Source organism: Pseudomaricurvus albidus (genome assembly GCF_018863235.1).
GTDB classification, from domain to species: domain Bacteria; phylum Pseudomonadota; class Gammaproteobacteria; order Pseudomonadales; family Cellvibrionaceae; genus Pseudomaricurvus; species Pseudomaricurvus albidus.
Genome location: NZ_JAHKRS010000001.1, coordinates 92,093 through 108,717, shown reverse-complemented (window position 1 = coordinate 108,717; position 16,625 = coordinate 92,093). Strand labels below are relative to the sequence as shown.

Annotated in this window: 12 protein-coding genes and 1 tRNA gene; 10 read left to right on the top strand and 3 right to left on the bottom strand. The window is 45.0% G+C overall.

The window, feature by feature from the left end; translation table 11 throughout:
• Positions 1-93: 93 nt before the first annotated feature.
• Positions 94-180: transfer RNA gene (locus KOI40_RS00570), tRNA-Leu, on the top strand.
• 400 nt (positions 181-580) lie between these two features.
• Positions 581-1,027 (top strand): hypothetical protein, encoded by a 447-nt coding sequence (locus tag KOI40_RS00565; RefSeq protein ID WP_216095468.1) that lies wholly within the window; start codon positions 581-583, stop codon positions 1,025-1,027.
• Between the two features lie 538 nt (positions 1,028-1,565).
• On the opposite strand, the gene KOI40_RS00560 is transcribed toward KOI40_RS00565, so the two are convergent.
• Together KOI40_RS00560 and KOI40_RS00555 are read right to left on the bottom strand one after the other, a co-directional pair.
• Positions 1,566-2,123 (bottom strand): hypothetical protein, encoded by a 558-nt coding sequence (locus KOI40_RS00560; RefSeq protein WP_216095467.1) that lies wholly within the window; start codon positions 2,121-2,123, stop codon positions 1,566-1,568.
• A gap of 235 nt (positions 2,124-2,358) precedes the next feature.
• Entirely contained in the window at positions 2,359-2,565 is a 207-nt protein-coding gene (locus KOI40_RS00555; protein WP_216095466.1) for a hypothetical protein, read from the bottom strand.
• Positions 2,566-2,831: 266 nt separating this feature from the next.
• Here KOI40_RS00555 and KOI40_RS00550 point away from each other — a divergent pair, with 266 nt between their 5' ends.
• Positions 2,832-3,035, top strand: a complete 204-nt coding sequence (locus KOI40_RS00550) for a carbon storage regulator (protein WP_216095465.1) — start codon at positions 2,832-2,834, stop codon at positions 3,033-3,035.
• A 426-nt stretch (positions 3,036-3,461) separates the two neighbouring features.
• Here KOI40_RS00550 and KOI40_RS00545 read toward each other — a convergent pair whose 3' ends face one another.
• The gene (locus KOI40_RS00545) at positions 3,462-3,605 is read right to left on the bottom strand and encodes a hypothetical protein (RefSeq protein WP_216095464.1); all 144 of its coding nucleotides are present in this window, start codon (positions 3,603-3,605) and stop codon (positions 3,462-3,464) included.
• 118 nt (positions 3,606-3,723) lie between these two features.
• Here KOI40_RS00545 and KOI40_RS00540 point away from each other — a divergent pair, with 118 nt between their 5' ends.
• From KOI40_RS00540 to KOI40_RS18310, 7 genes are all read left to right on the top strand, one after another.
• Positions 3,724-3,978 (top strand): DUF1488 family protein, encoded by a 255-nt coding sequence (locus KOI40_RS00540; RefSeq protein WP_216095463.1) that lies wholly within the window; start codon positions 3,724-3,726, stop codon positions 3,976-3,978.
• A gap of 64 nt (positions 3,979-4,042) precedes the next feature.
• A complete protein-coding gene (locus tag KOI40_RS00535) occupies positions 4,043-4,258 on the top strand; it encodes a hypothetical protein (RefSeq protein ID WP_216095462.1) in 216 nt (71 codons plus the stop codon).
• Between the two features lie 592 nt (positions 4,259-4,850).
• Complete coding sequence (locus KOI40_RS00530) at positions 4,851-5,186, top strand: tyrosine-type recombinase/integrase (protein WP_216095461.1); 336 nt, start codon at positions 4,851-4,853, stop codon at positions 5,184-5,186.
• A 285-nt stretch (positions 5,187-5,471) separates the two neighbouring features.
• Positions 5,472-7,778, top strand: a complete 2,307-nt coding sequence (locus KOI40_RS00525; RefSeq protein WP_369413125.1) for a type I secretion system permease/ATPase — start codon at positions 5,472-5,474, stop codon at positions 7,776-7,778.
• A complete protein-coding gene (locus KOI40_RS00520) occupies positions 7,771-9,378 on the top strand; it encodes an HlyD family type I secretion periplasmic adaptor subunit (RefSeq protein ID WP_216095460.1) in 1,608 nt (535 codons plus the stop codon). The genes KOI40_RS00525 and KOI40_RS00520 overlap by 8 nt, the downstream gene beginning before the upstream one ends.
• A gap of 42 nt (positions 9,379-9,420) precedes the next feature.
• Positions 9,421-10,038, top strand: a complete 618-nt coding sequence (locus KOI40_RS00515; protein WP_216095459.1) for a hypothetical protein — start codon at positions 9,421-9,423, stop codon at positions 10,036-10,038.
• A 4-nt stretch (positions 10,039-10,042) separates the two neighbouring features.
• Positions 10,043-16,441 (top strand): calcium-binding protein, encoded by a 6,399-nt coding sequence (locus KOI40_RS18310; protein WP_304504151.1) that lies wholly within the window; start codon positions 10,043-10,045, stop codon positions 16,439-16,441.
• The last annotated feature ends 184 nt before the right edge of the window (positions 16,442-16,625 follow it).

The following is a 16,625-nucleotide window of genomic DNA, read 5'->3' as shown; positions in this document are numbered from 1 at the left end:
AACCCTAAAATTCTGAAAAAAGTTCAATCTGATGATTGACAAGCCAGTGAGAGGTCACTAATATGCGCCTCCTCAACAGGCACAGCCTGTTAAGCCCAGGTGGTGAAATTGGTAGACACGCTAGCTTCAGGTGCTAGTGCTCTTACGGGCGTGGAGGTTCAAGTCCTCTCCTGGGCACCAATTTCAAAAAGGCCGATTCGAAAGTGTCGGTTGACTCATAAAATGTCTCAATTTGCCATTTTATGCTTTAAATAAAAAGCTGCCAGTTTATGCTTCAAATAGTGGCTGGCAGCTTTATCTTATTGAGTTAGAAAGCTTTCTTGTTGTTTATAATCTTCTGGCCTCTACTTGTACGTACCTTTGGGCCGAATTTTTGATTCGGTTTTTGTGCGCTTTTCATACTCTGTTCTATTTGTCACGATCAGTCCTTCCTTTTTGATTGTCTGTTAGTGTAGCGCGCTGATGAGCCGAACCTTACACGTTAAACCTCATAATTTTACACGCCAAATACCCTTGAACTTGAGCTACTACGGCCTTATCTCAATGGGCACTATTAACAAATCGTGTGATAGGGAAGCTCATGCATCAGTATCCAATATCTTTCGCCAAAGAAAATGCAGACGCATTAACTCGGCAAAAAGCAAACCTTGTACAATATTTGAATACTCACTTTAAAGGTTCAAACCCCGACAACATACTGACCGTTTTGGCAGACAATGGAACTTCTTGCGAAATAGAAGCGCTAGGTTATGACTTATCCGCCCACCAGCGGATTGTGTTCAATAATGCCTCGCAGTACTTTTATAATCGAGTTTCAATTAACTTTAATTCGATTAATGACGAATATGACCCCGAAGTTTTAGCCTTTTATATTGATACAGATGGTTATGTGACATGGGAGCCAGAGCGAACGAGGGATTTTGCTGGGCACCTAGAGTCGAGAGCATTCTCTAGGGCACTAAACTTGAGGCTATTTCAATCGTTATTGGCCCACCCATATCTGATTGCTAACTCAGATTCAGAATGACCCCTCCTGGCCCCCCCCCCCTCTGGGGGCTGGAACCCCGTCTTTCCAGCTTCCCAAAATCAGCTCTTTGCAGTCTGTTTTTGACCACTTCTGGCCACCGTATAGGCATAGTCCACTGATTTTACAAATATATGAGAAAACACTTGGCGTATGTTGGGGTGATCCACCCATTCCGGCCGAAGGTATTGGTCGGAACCAGGAGTAGCCATTCAGGCTGCTGACCATCTTCGGCAAGCTGGAAGTTAAGGGCCTTAGCTAGGGCGGTTTGGGGGTGTAATGTTTTCATGCGACCCAATGTAGGGGCGCAATCTGGGAGGTTGGTTTATCGAAAGTCGGGAAGGTTGAGGGGGTGTCGAAATGTGGCGACAGAATAGCCAGTTTAGGGTGTTGGGAAAAGATTCGTGAAATCTGAGGCCAGATCACGGCACTTAACCCCTGTAAAAATGCTTTTAAATCGCAAGTTGAGTGCCATAGCGGGGCAATGAAGCTGTGAGGACCTTCTGAGGCCACACAGCTGCGCACAATTCGTCTTTAGAATTTAGGTGGCGGACACCGCTTTTGTTATGGAAGACGGGGTGATGTCAATGAGCTGCGCAAAGAATGCTTGCAGTCTGCCTATCTTCAGATATTCAGCAGCATCATACCCTGATGCCTTAAGCAGTTCATTGTGACAAATAGAGTCTAAGACAAGCTTCACCGGTGGTTCTTTCATTTCAATATCCAGGCGTCGCCCAGTAAAGTTAGCTATATCCTCTTCAGTCAGTTCACTAACCTTGCTCGTGCGAACTTCCTTTTCCAGTACAATGAATTCACGAGCTAAATCATTATGCGTCCGAGCCATGCGCGCAGAACCAATGACCAAGTCAATAGAGGATAGGACGGTTACTGCAGCCGCAGGAAGCAGCTTGGCCCAAAGTGCCCAATCCTTAGCAAATTCAGCAGCAAATGTCAGGATTGTCGCAGAGCCCAAAATTAGATTTAAGACCGTAACAAAGGTATTGAAACGGTCAAAAAACTGCTCCCGGCGGCTGTGGTACCTTACAGATCTCTGGATGCCAAAAAGCAAGCCGTGCAAATCTTCCGATACATCAGACATGAGTTACTCCATCACAAGTGGTGTACAGATTATAGCCTACTTCCCCCTGCCTTTGCGGGGAGGTGGTGGTGCATGTGTGTCTCGAATGGGTTGATTAGACCTTTGCCCCCTAATACTGGAGTCCTTCGCGATTCCGTTGCGTGATTTGTCAATAAATGGATTTGACTTATTGCTGCCGCCTGAATGTGGTTTCTTACTGGCTGCCATTGCTGAATCCTTTAGCTGATAGCTGACTTTACTTCTCTTTAGTGCCCTTACTGCCCTTACTTAATGAAGGTGGTGGCGCATGTGTGTCCCGGATAGGGTCGAGAATACGGTCATGACTTTCCTGAATAATCATTTTTTCATGATTATTGGAAGTACGCTCCTTGAAATTTTCAACCCCAAGATCCTTGCGGGTTAAAGCCTCGGTAGACTCCCCATTTTTCTTTTTATCAGACATTTTTGGCTCCTATCCTTATACCTGAGGTCTGTTGCTTACAAAACACGATACAAAATGAGCATTATACCTTAATACAATAACGGGACTCTGGCCACAATCGGGGCGATAGCGTTATAGTTGACAGGCGCTTCGTAGCGCCTGAGGATTCGCCGCCAGATATCAGGGTCTGGAGCTGGGTAAGATCGACGTGGGCCATGGGCTCTTGGGCGTGAAAATGGGGCGCACCCCACGAGGTGTTCAAACTTTAATCGCAAAAGGAGTTGCGAATGTTGATCTTTAAGCGCCGTTCTGGCGAATCTTTCTCTGTTGGCGATAGCCAAGTCACTGTATACATCCACAATGGTCAAATTCGAGTAGCTGTTGACGCCCCTAAAGAAATCCCGGTTTTACGTGATGATGCGATTTCTACCGACTCTAATCACAATGAGCCTGAAAACAGTTCCAGTTGCCCACCTTTGATATCGGCTTGAAGGTCTTTTAAGTCGGCCTTGCTGGCGGTGCGGATGTCGTTAGCCTAGTTCTTCTCGCGCACCCCTTGCAGGCGGGTTTTACCTTTATGACTTAGAGTTATCACAACTTTACCATGTTGATTATCTGAAAGGCTCAGCAGGTAGATGAGTCTCTTATTCGACACATCTAACAATACGGCTTTTGGGGGCGATAGATCTTGTACTAGATTCTGATGATCTCTTTAGGCAATGCATGGTCGCGGGCAACGTGCCAAGTGCCTAAACTGCTTGTCCTGCAGGCAGCTGCTGACCAGGCAGTTCGCATGTTGACCTGGTAAATGGTTTTGAGGAAACGCGGGCTACCCAGCCGTACAGTATGGGCTTCTCCTGTCAGCGTATCTACCTGATTTAACTTACCTCACCATCTCAGCTTTTGCAGGGTCGGTGTTAGGTCTTGTTTGAATTGCTTAAAGGTACGCTGCGATCCAGCTCGTCACGAATGGACTTCAGAACATCTACCTGCATAGCCTTGGCTGCTGAGAAGAGCGCTGGAATGCTCTTCCCGAAAGACATCTCTAGGGTCAAAGCCATGCTTGATACCATTTAGCTCGGAAATGGGCTAAGGCTTCTTTGGCTGGTTGGGGATTGAAGTGGTACTTCGCCATGTGTATGTTCCTAAGAGAATCCCTGAGACGAGGAGGTAGCTTTCATGTATGCCTATAATCCCGACTTTAACGGCGTTTCTTTTCGTATTAAGGTACTTGGTCGCAATTGTCGCTGTGTTATTACAGCGGAAGCGTTGCAAGATCATTACGAGGCTGAAGGCGATAGTAAGGAGGCTTTAGAAAGTGCCTTTGCTGAAAACGGTGAAGAGATAATGACCATTGCGGAAAGTATGGCTCATGAAGGCATTGAGTATGATGCTGAGCTACCATTCATTATCTACAGCAGTGATCTTGATTAGTTGTCTTGTTTGGCCTTTATAGTCATAGTCCTTACCCCATTACTTTTAATTCAGAGTGTTAGTAATGTCAGAAAAAATAACCTTTGACAGTGTTGTAAATGGTTTGCGAATCATGCGAATTGAAGAGGTCGATATGAACGTTTCTACCCGCAGAACTATCGGATACTGTGTTGAAGGCTATGAATCGGATGTGTTCGGTTCGCTATCTCATGCCATTGCGTTTGCTGAATCCTTAAGTGAAGACGAGGAACCAACATCTTCGCCGGGTATGAGTATGTAATCCGACTTATTGGTGCACCTACTTCCAGGGCGCAATGATAGTGGTAAAGCCAACATCCTCTTCGTCGGTTCCATCTTTCTCAGAGGCATCATCCGGTTTCACTATAAAGCCGAGCAAAACCCGGATGCATTTCTGTTTCGACCTGCCGTCGGTCATCCAGCCTGGGCACATCCATAACCAGTAGAGTATTGAATAGATCTTGCTCGGATTCTTGTACCCAGACGAACGTCCAGTACGTCTGGCCAATACGATCACCTACCTTGCTATTGTCGCAAGTATTGTTCCGAGGGAATTAGTTTATTCATTATCGGAATTATTTGCTCAATGTTAACAGATAAATCAATTTTTTCAGGGGAAGTGTACAGTTTTGAGGTGGTGTTTGTTTTTGCATGTTTATTGATATTGAAACTTGGTATGTTCTTGTTAAGCAGCTAGCAATTGTCAAAATTGACTAAATATTTGCGATAAGCATTTGTTCGGGAATTGCTTAAAGTAGCGTTCAGGTGGGGTAGAGCTTTACTTGCTATGACTGCTGTTGACCCATTACCGCCGCTTTCACGGCCTGTCGGAGCGCCCGGTTCAGGAGGAAACTTTGCCATTTCTGGCTTCGGTGTGGCCGCTTGATGAACAAGGCGAACCGAAACCCTCAGTGGGTGCTAGCGAAGCGAGGCGGGCACTGAAACGGTTGCTCAAAACCGCTGAAGCCTTTGCGACCGATCAAGGCTTGGCCAATCCGGAACAAATCACTCACGGCAGTCTGCACAGTATTCGCCACCGCCGGGCTCAAAACCTGTTGGCAGCAGGGGAGCATCTGAGAACGGTACAGAGCATCCTCCGCCATCGTCAGATTGAAACCACAGCCATTTACACCGAGCCGGAAGATGACCAGCGACGACAAGCGATGGAGAATGATTTGGCCGGGTTCTAGCGCCCCTCCCATATTATTGGGCGGGGTAGCCGGAGTTGCCAGCTTCAAGCGTGGGTGCAGGAGATAAATTTGGAAACATGAGGTAATCACAATATCAGGTGTTACCACTACCTATAGAAATATGGAGCGTTTCAAATCCTGCCTGCCCACAACAAGCTCGTACCTACTGTCGAGCTGAAGTAAATCGATGATGTCAGTTGCCTGGGCGACCCCTCATCGTATGCAATCGCCCGGCTGCTTGTTTTTATTACTTCTTTGGTATGGTAGAGTCGTGTAAAAGCACATGTGAGTGCTGGTCACTTGCCAACAAGTGGCTCAAGGAAGGCTTTTATCCAGGGAAATTTAGGAATGGCAATTACGCTCGACACAGGCTGCCAATGTCTGGTCACGCTGGCCCGCTTACAGCAAGTGCCCGCTGATTATCAACAACTCAAGCATCAGTTTGGGGACCCCTCTCAATGTTTTACCGACAATGATTTGCTGAGAGCAGCGAAGTCCGTCGGCTTCAAAACCAGATTGGCTACCATTCCAGCGTCGACGCTCAGCAACCATATCCTCCCCGCCATAGCCAAATCCCACGATGGGAAATATTTCATTCTTGCTAAATTCAGGGAGGGAAATAGGGGTGATCAGGAGGACTCCCCAGCCCAGATACTGGCCTTATTCCCAGACAAGCAAGCACCCGAACAGCTGCCTATAACAGAATTAGAAACAGTTTGGTCGGGTGAATTGATCTTACTGACAAAACGCGGCAGATTACTCGAAGCCGTACGAGAATTCGATATCAGCTGGTTTATCCCCTCCATCGTCAAATATCGCAAATTGTTTGGCGGTGTGTTACTGGCGTCCTTCTTCATACAATTATTCGCTTTAATAACCCCGCTGTTTTTCCAGGTCATTATGGATAAAGTCCTCGTTCACAAAGGGCTATCAACACTGGATGTATTGGCTGTCGGCTTTTTAGTCATCGCTTTATTTGATGCCATTCTGGGCGGTATTCGCAACTACCTATTCAGTCACACCACCAATAGAGTCGATGTAGAGCTGGGTGCAAAACTCTACAACCATCTAATGGGCTTGCCGCTACCTTACTTTGAAGCACGTCAGGTTGGGCAAAGCGTTGCCCGAGTGAGAGAACTGGACACTATCCGCAACTTTATTACAGGGTCTGCATTAACCCTGTGTATTGATCTGGTCTTTACCTCCGTATTCTTTGCGGTCATGTGGTATTACAGCCCCACACTGACTCTCATCGTGATGGGGACAATCCCGCTTTATATCTTGTTGTCCGTGGTTATTACCCCAATGCTGCGTGCGCGGCTGGATAAAAAGTTCGAATATGGCGCACAGAATCAGGCGTTTTTAACGGAATCCGTTACCGGTGTAGAAACCGTGAAGGCCTGTGCGCTTGAACCTCAAATGCAGCGACGCTGGGAAGATCAGCTTGCCCATTATGTAACTGCCTCCTTCAACACTCAGCATATCGGCAATATCTCCAATCAAATAGCAGGCTTTATCAGTAAGCTCACAACTCTGGGCATTATCTTCTTTGGTGCCTATGCAGTCATGGCGGGTGAAATGACCGTAGGCATGTTGGTCGCGTTTAATATGCTTGCCGGACAAGTCAGCGGACCGATATTAAAGCTGGTTCAACTCTGGCAGGATTTTCAGCAGGCGGGTATTTCCGTCAAGCGACTGGGCGATATTCTTAATACGCCTCGCGAGCCTGGCTTTAACCCTAATCGCAGCACCTTGCCGCAGCTGCAAGGTGAGGTAAAGCTCGACGGTGTTCGTTTTCGATATCGTCCTGATGGACCTGTAGTGCTCGACGGCATAGATTTTGTGGCCCCGCCCGGCGAGGTCGTGGGTATCGTTGGTCGTTCGGGGTCAGGCAAAAGCACACTGACAAAATTAATACAGCGCTTTTATGTACCTGAAAGCGGCAAGGTCTCTATCGATGGTGTTGATCTTGGTGTGGTCGATACGGCATGGCTGCGCCGTAATATCGGTGTCGTTTTGCAGGAAAATTTCTTATTTAATCGCAGCGTTCGTGAAAACATTGCCATCGCCAATCCCGGCCTGCCCATGGAAATGGTCGTTAGAGCAGCACAGCTGGCTGGCGCTCATGAATTTGTCATGGAATTACCTGAAGGGTATGACACGGCTGTAGGAGAGCAGGGCTGTAATTTGTCCGGAGGTCAACGGCAGCGAATCGCTATTGCCAGAGCGTTGATTACTAATCCGAAGATCCTTATCTTTGATGAGGCAACCAGTGCTTTGGATTATGAGTCTGAGCGCATTATCCAAGAGAATATGGCAGGCATCTGCAAGGGTCGTACGGTTTTTATTATTGCTCACCGCCTTTCTACGGTACGTCAATGCGATCGCATTATCGTTATGGATAAAGGCAGGATTATCGAGAGTGGTAATCATGATCAGTTAATAGAGCTCAATGGCTACTATAACAAGCTCTATAGCTATCAGAACCATGTCCCCAGCATTAAGCCTGTCGTACCCCAGGAGAAGTCTCCAAATGCTGACAGAGTAGTAAATCAAGCTATCACCGGAAAGGAGGAGACAATCAATGATTAAAGTGCTGGCCACGAGCATCAATCAATTGAAATCTAGTCTTCTCCGGTTTGCAACCATGGCCCGCAGCCTTATTTTACAATTGAGGCCGTCATCCCTGAGGGGGCAGGAAGATATCGCTTCTGTAAGACAAACTGATAGCCCCGAGAGTCTCAAACCTTCCTATTGGAAAAACCTCAAAACAGCCTGGCAGAACCGCAAGGAAGTTGATCAAAAGAAGCTAGACCAGCAAACGCTGGATTTTATGCCCGCATCATTAGAGATATTAGAGTCACCGCCTTCCCCTATGGGAAAGTTGCTTGGAGCAACGATTATTACGTTTTTTACCATCGCCGTAGCTTGGGCCTGTATTGGCGAGGTTGATATTGTGGCCGTGGCAGAAGGCAAAATCATCTCTGGCGGTCGTATTAAATCCATCCAGCCGCTAGAGAAGGGTGTAGTTAAATCCATTTTAGTCGCAGAAGGACAAGAGGTTGTTAAAGGCCAACCATTGGTCGAGTTGGATCAAGTTGCCACTGACGCAGAAGTCATCCGAATAGAGCAGGAGTTACGTCATGCTCGATTAGCCTGGTTAAGGGGGCAACACCTGTTACAAGCTTTACAAAACCCAGCTAAAATCGGTCAAACTGAGAGCGTCGCTAAAAATAATGAGAAGCTAATAGTACCGACTTTACGCATTGGAGAACAGCTCGGCATCACTTTAACCTCAGAAGAATTACCTGCCCAGCAAGCACTGCTGCAACAGGCTTGGGCCGACTATCTAGCAAGACTGAAATCCCTGCAAAGCCAAAAACAAGAGCGAATCGCATCGCTTGCGACGAATAGCGCACAGATTTCCCAAATAGAACAAACACTTCCTTTAATTAATCGTCGAACAGAAGCGCTAAAGAAGCTGGTTGACCAAAAAATGGCTCCAGAAATGGATTATCTGACATTGGAGCAGTCCAGAATCGAGCAAGAGCAAATGCTAAAAGCCTATAGGGCCCAACGCCTGCAATATCAAGCGGCTATAGAAACTGCTAATCAGCAAATAGATAGCTTAAAGGCAGAAAAGGTTAAACAGGTACTTGAAGCACAGCAAGAGTACGAACGGCAACAGAAGAATCTGTTTCAAGAATTGACAAAGGCAAACGACATCAAATCCAAACAAATACTCTATGCCCCAGTAGATGGAATAGTACAACAACTTGCAATCCATACTGTGGGTGGCGTGGTAATGGAAGCTCAGGAGTTGATGAAGCTGGTTCCTAAGAACGATTTTCTAGAAGTTGAAGCAGTTCTAGAAAATAAAGATATCGGCTTTGTATTTGAAGGGCAGCCTGCAGAAGTAAAAATAAATACATTTAACTTTACGAAATATGGTGTGATTGACGCAACAGTTATTGGTGTAACCCCCGATGCAGTTATTGATGAAGTCAAGGGTCTTGTCTATAAGCTACGGCTTAAGCTCGAATCAAGTGATATTCAGGTTGATCAAAGATTGGTTGAACTATTGCCGGGCATGACTGTTATGGCAGAAGTAAAAACGGGAAAAAGGCAGCTAATTGAGTATGTAATGTCTCCCTTGTTGCGGAAAGTTGATGAAAGTGCAGGAGAAAGATAATGTTAACGGTGATTTCCAGATAGCAATAGCAGGTATTGATTTATGAAAAAAATAATATCTAAAAGATGGCTGGCTGGAATATTTATATTTTCCATTATGTTTCTGTGTTTCAGGAATCATATTTTTAACCCTGGTTTCTCAAGAGTGTTCTTTGAGGTTTCAGGTGAAAAACGTTTTGAAATGATGATTCCAAATGAAATTATTTATCCTAAAAGTAAAGCCCCAATGTATGGTTCGGTTGATTCGGTTTATCTTGATATTTCTTCTGGGAAACGCTTTGGGAATAGTCCGAGATATACATTAAAGATTTCTGCAAATGTAGATGATAATGCAATTGTTAGGACTTCCATTGCTGATACTCTATCAAAAATGACAGAGGTTACATCCAATTTTAAAGGGTATAGAAAGTATATATTAGATATTCAGGGAGAAGCAGCTTTCTTTTACTTGATAAAAGAAAGTGAAGATCACCAACCAATATACTTTAAATGTTATCAAGGATCTTCCGGGATTGGAGGTATCAAAAAATGCAGATACTTTGGGGTTTATAATTCCTATATTAGCTACGAATTAAGTTTCCCTGGAGAAGAATTAAATGAAATTGACGGTTTAATCAACCTCACAATATCAAAAATTTCTGAGCTATTGATTAAGGATTAGATTTATGGCTATTACGCAAGAGAAAATAGATTCTTGGCAGAATTACATTATAGAAGGGAAACGTGCAGATTTTTATTATGAATATTATCTAGAAACTGGAGAGTATCAGGCGCTTATACAGGCATCTATTACTACATATAGTGGTGCTATAGGCAGTTTGGCGGTGGTTGGTAATTACTTGGCAAAAATGGCTGATGAAAACAATTATGATTTGACTTTAGATAATTTTACTGTGGCTATTGCTCAGGCTACTTTGGAAGCAATTAAAGCCGACCTCTCTAAAGGGGGGGATGGTCATTTAGAAAAGTCAGAAATGGTCGATACGGATCGTGGTGTCTGGGACGATTTGGGCTTAGGAGATCTTTTTCCTGGAAACACACAATATCTAGATTTTTTATTTGTCGCCGATGATTGGTCAGAATTTTACAATAAAGGCCTTTCATCAGAAGGCTTCAAAAATATTTTTGGTCTTTGGGATGAGGTTTTTTCTGATATTGAGCCTTGGGAACTTGGGGTAAGAGCGTCAGATTTTGGTGAAGGATATACCCAATCTGTTGAGGATGGAATATTAATTGTTAGGGATGACGTAACTGGCGCTATTGTCTTTATTCATGATCTAGATATTACAGTTTTTGAGGATGCGGGATTCGCTCAGTTAGATAACTTTTTGATTGACAGTGATGATTTAATAGACTCTTTAGATCCTAATTCTGCAGTATATAAGGCTAGAGAGGCTTTGTGGGAATACACTCAATCGAATAGGTACCCAGTTGAGACGTTTGATAGTAACGTTATTCCTCCTAGGGTCTTTTGGCATGAATATTTGAGTAATGGAATAGAATTAACAGGGCTTAGGAACTATGCGCATGAAGTTCTAGATAAGATTGAGCGTTTGGATTCTGCAATCGTAGGAAATGGAACCCAAGAAAGACTCTCCTTGATAGATGCTATGACTGATAAGGGAGAGGGTTATGGTATAGAAGATTTACTTCATTATTTTGAGAAACTCTTTTTGGGTTTGGGGAACTCAAATCCTGTTACAAGCGAGGAAGATTATAACTTAAGGATGGAAGCGATTCTCGAGAATCCATATCTGAATCCTCTGGGCGATGGTGAGTCTTTGGGGGTAATCGTTGATTTGACGAATAAAACGGCATCTGAGATTCAGCATATGTCTACCCAAGCGAATGACTTAGGTAAATCTGTAAGGTATGCGTTAATTGAACTCAGTCCGTTTGCTATATCAACTGAGAAGACAGTTTACGATATGCACAACCAGAACGGTGAGCTTAATATCAATTCCTCAGAGCATGGAGAAGGCCAGTTAACTGAAAGCTATCTAGAGAAGAGATCTCAATTATTGGAACGTGTGCTGTACTTTAACCTGGCTAATCAGGATGGATCGATACCTCCTTATTATAGTAGCTCGCAAGGAGTCTATAATTCAGATTTGAACAACCCTTATGTTGGAGATGGCGTTTATTTTGAGGATAGAGTTAGCGGGATAATATTTAATCAAACAGCCCAGAATGATCCAGCTCATCCTGAACTAGAGCAAATCATCTTTGGTTCTAACGTTGAGGATACAATTCTAGGAAAAAATATTGATGATCACTTATATGGAATGGCTGGCGATGACACTCTTGACGGCAAGGGGGGTAATGATTACCTAGAAGGTGGGTTAGGCAATGATACTTACATGTTTTTATCTGGCGATGGCCAAGATATTATATTTGATGTTTATGGTGAGAATAATTCAATTGTAATAGATGGTGTTAAGCTTTCATCATATTCTTCGACTGACAATGCCGACAATCACTTTACTTTTGAAATAAACGAAGATACGGGATATATCTCTCTTATTGACGGCTACATTTATATATCTTATGGAGATGGTGATCAGATCCTGCTAAAAGCAGGAAGCATGGATCTTCTAGAAAGTAAATTTGGATTTAAAAGTGAACAAGAGCCTGACCCGGATCAAGAGGAAATTCCTCGCGACTTTGTACTCACGCATCAAGAGTATATTAACCCATCTAATGGTTATACTGACACACACTTGCCAAGCTACTGGTATCGATCAATTGATGAGCAATATAATCCGCCTAGCGCAGATCGAGCAAACTTCTATTTTTACGACTGGGTAAATTCTCGAACCATAGAATTGCATTCATACGGAAATAATATATCAGATACAGCATTTGTTTGGTCTGATGGTGGTGATATGAATGATGTCATATATGGGGTATATGGAACTTATTCTGTTAGCGGAAGGCAGACAACCTCTTCCTCTTTAAAGTATGACCATTATCAGAGACAACATGATCTGCTCAGAGGAAAAGGAGGAGATGATGTTATTTGGGGGGATTATGAATCTATCCCGTTAGATATTACTCATATCCACGAGACTGACAATTTCTTTAGTCAAATAACTTCTTTTCAACAAGTATCTGATGCACACGGTGACGATACAATAGCAGGTGGTAAAGGAAGCGACACGATCTATGGCCAAGGAGGTAATGACATACTCTTTGGAACGGACGAATTCCGATTAACAGGATATACCTGGGCACGAGGTGGCCAGTATCTTGATTCACACGCTGATTATACAGGATCAGTAATCTATGATGATGACTGGTATGTACACACGATTGCTGACTACACTTTAAATGACCTTGAGGATGTGGGTGATAACGATACTATTTTTGGTGGCGAAGGAGATGACCAGATCTATGCAGGTAGTTATAACGATTCATTGAGCGGCGATGAGGGTAATGATTCTATACTTGCTGGAGCGGGATCAGATGTTGTAACTGGTGGTAACGGTGATGATGTTATCTGGGGCGATTCATACGCCCAATTTTTGAATTCTAGCGGCCTGAGTGAGCCTGTTTGGGCCTCCATGACGAAAGACATTGGCAGCGTCAATATCACAAACCATGTGCGAAATTGGGAGCTAGGAAAATATATCACTCCTGACTTTGTATCTTTAATTAAAGATGGACTAACTTATAATGATCGAATTTACGGCGGCAATGGATCCGACATTATATTAGGAGAAATAGGTAATGATTACTTATTTGGTAATGACGGCGACGACATACTGTATGGCGACAGGGGAGATAAACTATTAGAACAATCCTGGTTTGAGTCGATAACAGATGATGATTTTTTAGTCTTGCCTCAAGAGCTGCATGGGAACGACCATCTTTTTGCTGGCGCCGGAAACGATGTTTTACACGGAAACGGTGGAAATGATTACCTCACCGGCGGGGCGGGTAATGATCAGTACATGTTTGAAAAGGATTTCGGAAATGATGTCATATACTTTTATGACTCCAAATCGACCGATTCAGATATATTAATTTTTTCTAAAGATGTTGACCTTAAATCATTGGTCGTTTCTCAAGAGGGAGATGATCTTCTTCTTTCTTTGTCAGATGGCACCGTTCGACTTGATGATATCACGAATTCGACTTTATCTATAACCGCAGTGTTCGAAGATAAAGTGACTCTAAGCCTACAAGATTTGATGACTTTAAGTCTGGATGATTCTAATTCACAGTTCTATGACGAATATATTTATGGTGATGATTCTGGAAACGAAGTCGTAACGGGAGAGGGCGACTCATTTGTTCAGACAGGAGCCGGGCAAGATGATGTTGTAGTTACATCAGGAAAAAATACAGTTGATACTGGATCGGATAATGATTACGTTCAAGTTCAGGCTGGTGATAATAAGATATCCATGGAAGACGGTCGCGATTATGCCGAAGTTATAGGGGGAACTAATCAGATTTTCATGGGAAGTGGTGATGATTACGCTGAAGTTTTTTCTGGCGATAATCAAATCTTTATGGATTCCGGTTATGACTATGCCGAAATTTTTGGTGGTAATAACGTAATCGATGCTGGAACTAATGAAAACGAAATTGAATTGCTCGACGGTAATAACACTATTTTATTCGGTAGTGATTCAGGAGTCACCTATATATCCTCAATGTATGAGGATGACACGACGACTTTAATCTCCTTAAAAGCAGGTATCACTACGGAAGATCTCACCCTCATAAGCGAAGAGGGAAGGAAGTCTAAGAGTATTAAGTTAGAAATTATAGGAACATCTGCGACATTATATTTCGAAGTTTTTACCAAGGATTATGATGCAGCAGACATTAGTTCTTCTCCTTTTTCAATAACATTCTCAAGCGGGGAAATTTGGAGTCATCAGCAGATATTAGAGTTAGCCGGTATTGCGAGTACTGCTACGGTCATTGAAGGTACTTCCGGAGATGACCATTTACTTGGAACAGTAGGCAACGACATCATTACGGGCGGTACAGGCAATGATACTCTGAACGGCGCCGCCGGTGACGATACCTTTATCGTTGAGGGTCCTGGCCAGGGTGCCGATCGGGTTTTTGGTGGCGACGGTATCGATACCATTTCGGGTGGTACAGGTGATGACATTATTGCCCTCAGCAACTTCCTGGTCAGTGACAGTGTTGAGGTCATTGCCGGTGGGGCAGGTACGAATATTCTCTCCGGCACCAGCAATTCAAACACCCTGGATTTTTCCGCCACGACACTGATTGATATTGACCTTATCGAAGCGGGTAATGGCAATGATGACGTAACCGGTTCAGCGGGCAATGACACCATTGTCGGTGGTGCGGGTTATGACACACTTCGCGGTGAAGGTGGCGATGACACCTTCGTCGTGGAGGGGGCTGGCCAGGGTGCCGATCGGGTTTTTGGTGGCGACGGCATCGATACCATTTCGGGGGGGGCAGGTGATGACATTATTGCCCTCAGCAACTTCCTGGTCAGTGACAGTGTTGAGGTCATTGCCGGTGGGGCAGGTACGAATATTCTCTCCGGCACCAGCAATTCAAACACCCTGGATTTTTCCGCCACGACACTGATTGATATTGACCTTATCGAAGCGGGTAATGGCAATGATGACGTAACCGGTTCAGCGGGCAATGACACCATTGTCGGTGGTGCGGGTTATGACACGCTTCGCGGTGAAGGCGGAGATGACACCTTCATCGTGGAGGGGGCTGGCCAGGGTGCCGATCGGGTTTATGGTGGCGACGGCATCGATACCATTTCGGGGGGGGCAGGTGATGACATTATTGCCCTCAGCAACTTCCTGGTCAGTGACAGTATTGAGGTCATTGATGGTAAAGCAGGCACGAACATTCTCTCCGGCACCAGCAATTCAAATACCCTGGATTTTTCTGCCACGACACTGATCGATATTGATCGAATCCACGCCGGCAACGGCAATGATGACGTGACTGGTTCAGCCGGCAATGACACCATTGTCGGTGGTGGGGGTTATGACAAGCTTCGCGGTGAAGGCGGCGATGACACCTTCATCGTGGAGGGGGCTGGCCAGGGTGCCGATCGGGTTTATGGTGGCGACGGCATCGATACCATTTCGGGGGGGGCAGGTGATGACATTATTGCCCTCAGTAACTTCTTGGTCAGTGACAGTATTGAGGTCATTGATGGTAAAGCAGGCACGAACATTCTCTCCGGCACCAGCAATTCAAATACCCTGGATTTTTCCTCCACGACACTAATCGATATTGATCGAATCCACGCCGGCAACGGCAATGATGACGTGACTGGTTCAGCCGGCAATGACACCATTGTCGGTGGTGCGGGCTATGACACGCTTCGCGGAGAAAGCGGCGATGACACCTTCATCGTGGAGGGGGCTGGCCAGGGCTCCGATCGTATATTCGGTGGCGACGGTATCGATACCATTTCGGGGGGTGTAGGCGATGACACCATCGCCCTCAGCAACTTCCTGGTCAGTGACAGTGTTGAGGTCATTGCCGGTGGGGCAGGCACGAACATTCTCTCCGGCACCAGCAATTCGAATACCCTGGATTTTTCCTCCACGACACTGATCGATATTGATCGAATCCACGCCGGCAACGGCAATGATGACGTAACTGGTTCAGCGGGCAATGACACGATTGTTGGCGGCGCGGGTTATGACACACTTCGCGGTGGAGATGGTGATGATCGCTTTGTGTTCGGCCTTGGGGATGGCGCTGATACCGTTTGGTTAGATGTCAACGATACTGGAGTGGATCAGTTTATATTTTCTGACGCTGCTGCTGAGGATCTTTGGTTTCAAAGAAGCAATGATCATTTAATTGTCAGCACCATCGGTACCAATGATCGGGTTACGATAAAGAATTGGTTTGTCGAGGGTCAGATGGAACAACACATCGAGTCGGAAAATGCCACACTCAACTCTGGCGCAGTGGAACAGTTAATTAATGCCATGGCCGCTTTTGATGCTCCACAAGGTGCAGGTTCCGTTGTTCCGCAAGAGGCTCGAGATGCTTTGGCACCTCAGCTGACGGCAGCTTGGGCATAATGAGTTCAGCAGGAAAAGCCTTTGTGGTCTTGGTAAATTTCTCATTGGAAAAGCCGAAGATAGAAGCGAGTAAAGGGGGGACTGTTTTATTTTCTGGCGAAACCAGACCGAAGGATTTTTTTGAAGGAAGGCCCCTCTCTAGACAAGTACTTGACGCGCAGTAAAGATACGAATGGAATCAAAA

Bases quoted from the DNA above. Each gene is read 5' to 3' on its own strand.
- KOI40_RS00545 (WP_216095464.1), bottom strand. From the start codon at position 3,605: ATGGCTTTGACCCTAGAGATGTCTTTCGGGAAGAGCATTCCAGCGCTC.
- KOI40_RS18310 (WP_304504151.1), top strand. From the start codon at position 10,043: ATGGCTATTACGCAAGAGAAAATAGATTCTTGGCAGAATTACATTATA.
- KOI40_RS00550 (WP_216095465.1), top strand. From the start codon at position 2,832: ATGTTGATCTTTAAGCGCCGTTCTGGCGAATCTTTCTCTGTTGGCGAT.
- KOI40_RS00555 (WP_216095466.1), bottom strand. From the start codon at position 2,565: ATGTCTGATAAAAAGAAAAATGGGGAGTCTACCGAGGCTTTAACCCGC.
- KOI40_RS00540 (WP_216095463.1), top strand. From the start codon at position 3,724: ATGTATGCCTATAATCCCGACTTTAACGGCGTTTCTTTTCGTATTAAG.
- KOI40_RS00520 (WP_216095460.1), top strand. From the start codon at position 7,771: ATGATTAAAGTGCTGGCCACGAGCATCAATCAATTGAAATCTAGTCTT.
- KOI40_RS00515 (WP_216095459.1), top strand. From the start codon at position 9,421: ATGAAAAAAATAATATCTAAAAGATGGCTGGCTGGAATATTTATATTT.
- KOI40_RS00560 (WP_216095467.1), bottom strand. From the start codon at position 2,123: ATGTCTGATGTATCGGAAGATTTGCACGGCTTGCTTTTTGGCATCCAG.
- KOI40_RS00565 (WP_216095468.1), top strand. From the start codon at position 581: ATGCATCAGTATCCAATATCTTTCGCCAAAGAAAATGCAGACGCATTA.
- KOI40_RS00535 (WP_216095462.1), top strand. From the start codon at position 4,043: ATGTCAGAAAAAATAACCTTTGACAGTGTTGTAAATGGTTTGCGAATC.